Annotated in this window: 5 protein-coding genes; all 5 read left to right on the top strand. The window is 32.3% G+C overall.

The genetic code is table 11. The features are described 5' to 3' along the window. Positions 1 to 441: 441 nt before the first annotated feature. Positions 442 to 678, top strand: coding sequence for a hypothetical protein (locus AMD00_RS02795; RefSeq protein ID WP_053415563.1), 237 nt, complete (start codon positions 442 to 444; stop codon positions 676 to 678). Next, positions 668 to 964 (top strand): phosphotransferase, encoded by a 297-nt coding sequence (locus AMD00_RS23815; RefSeq protein ID WP_245639475.1) that lies wholly within the window; start codon positions 668 to 670, stop codon positions 962 to 964. Before AMD00_RS02795 ends, AMD00_RS23815 begins: the two co-directional genes overlap by 11 nt. Next, the gene (locus AMD00_RS23810) at positions 933 to 1154 is read left to right on the top strand and encodes a hypothetical protein (RefSeq protein WP_245639425.1); all 222 of its coding nucleotides are present in this window, start codon (positions 933 to 935) and stop codon (positions 1152 to 1154) included. Before AMD00_RS23815 ends, AMD00_RS23810 begins: the two co-directional genes overlap by 32 nt. A 184-nt stretch (positions 1155 to 1338) precedes the next feature. Beyond that, the gene (locus AMD00_RS02785) at positions 1339 to 1797 is read left to right on the top strand and encodes a putative iron-sulfur cluster-binding metallochaperone (RefSeq protein ID WP_053415562.1); all 459 of its coding nucleotides are present in this window, start codon (positions 1339 to 1341) and stop codon (positions 1795 to 1797) included. Positions 1798 to 1996: 199 nt separating this feature from the next. Beyond that, positions 1997 to 2467 (top strand): DinB family protein, encoded by a 471-nt coding sequence (locus tag AMD00_RS02780; protein ID WP_053415561.1) that lies wholly within the window; start codon positions 1997 to 1999, stop codon positions 2465 to 2467. Positions 2468 to 2582: the final 115 nt, after the last annotated feature.

Genomic DNA, 2582 nt, shown 5'->3' with positions numbered 1-2582 from the left:
TGACTGTCTGTATTGGCCATATTTGTATAAAGAGAAGTCGTTTTAATATCATTATGACCAAGTTGGTCACGAAGAAGAATATTAACTTGATATTTTCAATTGAAGATAATGTGCCTAAACTCATGTATATCAAGGATTTAGACGCTTTTTGTTTTTTTGTAATGACACTGAACGTGTTATTAACGAAACTACAATCACATTTACAGGGGTTGCTCTTGTCAAAATTAGATATGTAAGTAAATCACGATAAAGATTGTGAAAAAATGCACTTAAACTAACGGGGCAGGTTAGTTGAAGAAGAGGTTTTTTTGCGAATGTGTTGAATAAGTTAATATATGTAAAATATCGAACGAAAAGGGTTGCTTTACTTCAAGTCAGGGGGTGGCACTTTTTTCTTAAACTAACGCAGGACAGTTTAAGAATATTTATAGGGGGCATTTTATGATTAAGTCTTTAAAAGGGCAATTTATCTTATCTATATTTGTTGCTATTGGCTTTGTTTATGTTAATTTTTCTAGTATTGAGTTTATTGCTGACAAGAGGGAACCAACCGGTCGGGTAATATTTTTCTTCATCATGATTTTATCGGTGTTTAATGCGGGATTATTGACGGAAAAATACATCATTAGCAAAACAACTTGTTTCTTTTCTTGTAGAACTTCATTCTATTTCAAGTGAAAAAGCAAGTCGAGATTTGAAACTAAAGGTTCGTAACCCTCGTGAAGAGATGTATAACTTGTATAATAAGATTCAAAATAAATTATTTCCTTTTATTAGAAAAGACGCTCAAAAGGAAATCTCACAATCTTTTGAAACGTTCTTAAAAGGGAATGCATTCTCAAATTTAGATATAACACTTATACACGGAGATTTCGGAGCATCTAACATTTTATGGAATCCAGAAACAAGTATGATTTCGGGGATAATAGATTTTGGGTTCGGGATTAGGAGATCCAGCGTATGACTTTGCTGGAATACTCTCTAGCTATGGTGAGGATTTTTTTGAAATGTGTATTAACCTATATCCTAACGGTAATGAAATATCTGAACGAGTTAAATTTTATAAAAGCACATTTGCTTTACAAGAAGCATTGCACGGGATTGAGAATGGAGATAGACAGGCTTTTGAAGATGGAATTAAAGAATATAGATAGATTGCTTGTAAACGGAGGCTTAATTCAACAAGAAAAAGGTGGAAATCATTATCTTGATATTAAACAATCGGGCGCGATTGTTTAATAAGCGTCACTGTTCTTCTTCAACTAACGGAGCAGTTTAGTTTAACAAGGAGTGATATAATTTTCATAAAATTATTGCGAGCGAGCGAGGGAGTAGAGTATGAGTGATTGTTGTGCTTCAAAAGAACGAATTACTGAAAATAATGATATTGAGTTTTGTCCATCTTGTAATATCAAAGGGAAAAAGTTGAAAATTATAACGTTAAAATCAATGCTTAAACCATCAATTTTAGATTCTTTGAATCCGAGTTTGAATCATTACTTTTGTTCAACGAATGATTGTGATGTTGTCTATTTTGATGCAGAGAAAAAACTGTATCTTAAGTCAGAAGTAAAGGTATCTGTGCATCAAAAAGATGATTCTCCTACTGTACCAGTTTGCTATTGCTTTAGTTGGACAAAAGAAAAAATTAAGAAATATGAAGAACAAGAACTTTTCCCTAAACCATTAGAACACATTCGAAAAAATGTAAAAGCAGACAGATGTGGGTGTGAGGTAAATAATCCTCAAGGTAGTTGTTGTATGGGGAATGTTACGAAATATATAAAAAGTCTTTAAATAAAGCAATATTTTTTTACTAAAGGGGGTTATAGTAGAAGATCATTGAGCTGTTCAGACAGCTCTTTTTTCATTCAACCGTGGCAGGTTAATTGAAGAAAGAGTTATAAAAAGAGGGAAATAACCATATTAAAGAGAATGATTAACAATAAATAAAGGCATTAAATTTTGATAAACTTTAAGAAGGAGTGTGGCAGGTATGTTTCACCCAAAAGATGTTTTGTCTGATCAGTTGTTAGCTAATGCAAACGATCCAAGTTGGTACGTACCATTTTCAGAATCTGTTAAAGATTTGACAGATGAAGAAGCTTTTTGGAAGGTGAGTGAAGAAAGTAATAGTATTGCCGAAATTGTACAGCATTTGCTTTATTGGAATGTAACGTGGCAAACAAGGTATAAAGAAGCTAGTGTTTATGCAGTTCCGACAGTAGGAAGTAATGACAGTACATTTACCATTTCAAAAAATAAATCATTCTATGAACTTCAAAAACAACTTTTAGATGTTCTTTTACATTGGCAAGAAATATTAACGGAAGAACAATTAGAAAGCGATGTTCAAGGAGACTTTGAAGCTAATTGGTGGCAAGTATTGGGTAATGTAACGACACATAATGCATATCATATTGGTCAAATTGTTTATATTCGGAAGATACAAGAGAGCTGGAATTAGAGTAAAAAAAGAAAAAGTGATATATTTTATAGTTATTGAACTAACGGGTGCATTAGTAAAAAGGGCAACGTCATATATACGTTGCCATTTATTAATTAAAAGTACCTTTGATAAA

The organism is Viridibacillus arvi, assembly GCF_001274945.1.
In the GTDB taxonomy this organism is placed as follows: domain Bacteria; phylum Bacillota; class Bacilli; order Bacillales_A; family Planococcaceae; genus Viridibacillus; species Viridibacillus arvi.
Note: the sequence above shows the minus strand (reverse complement) of the source record. Positions and strands in the feature narration are given on the sequence as shown.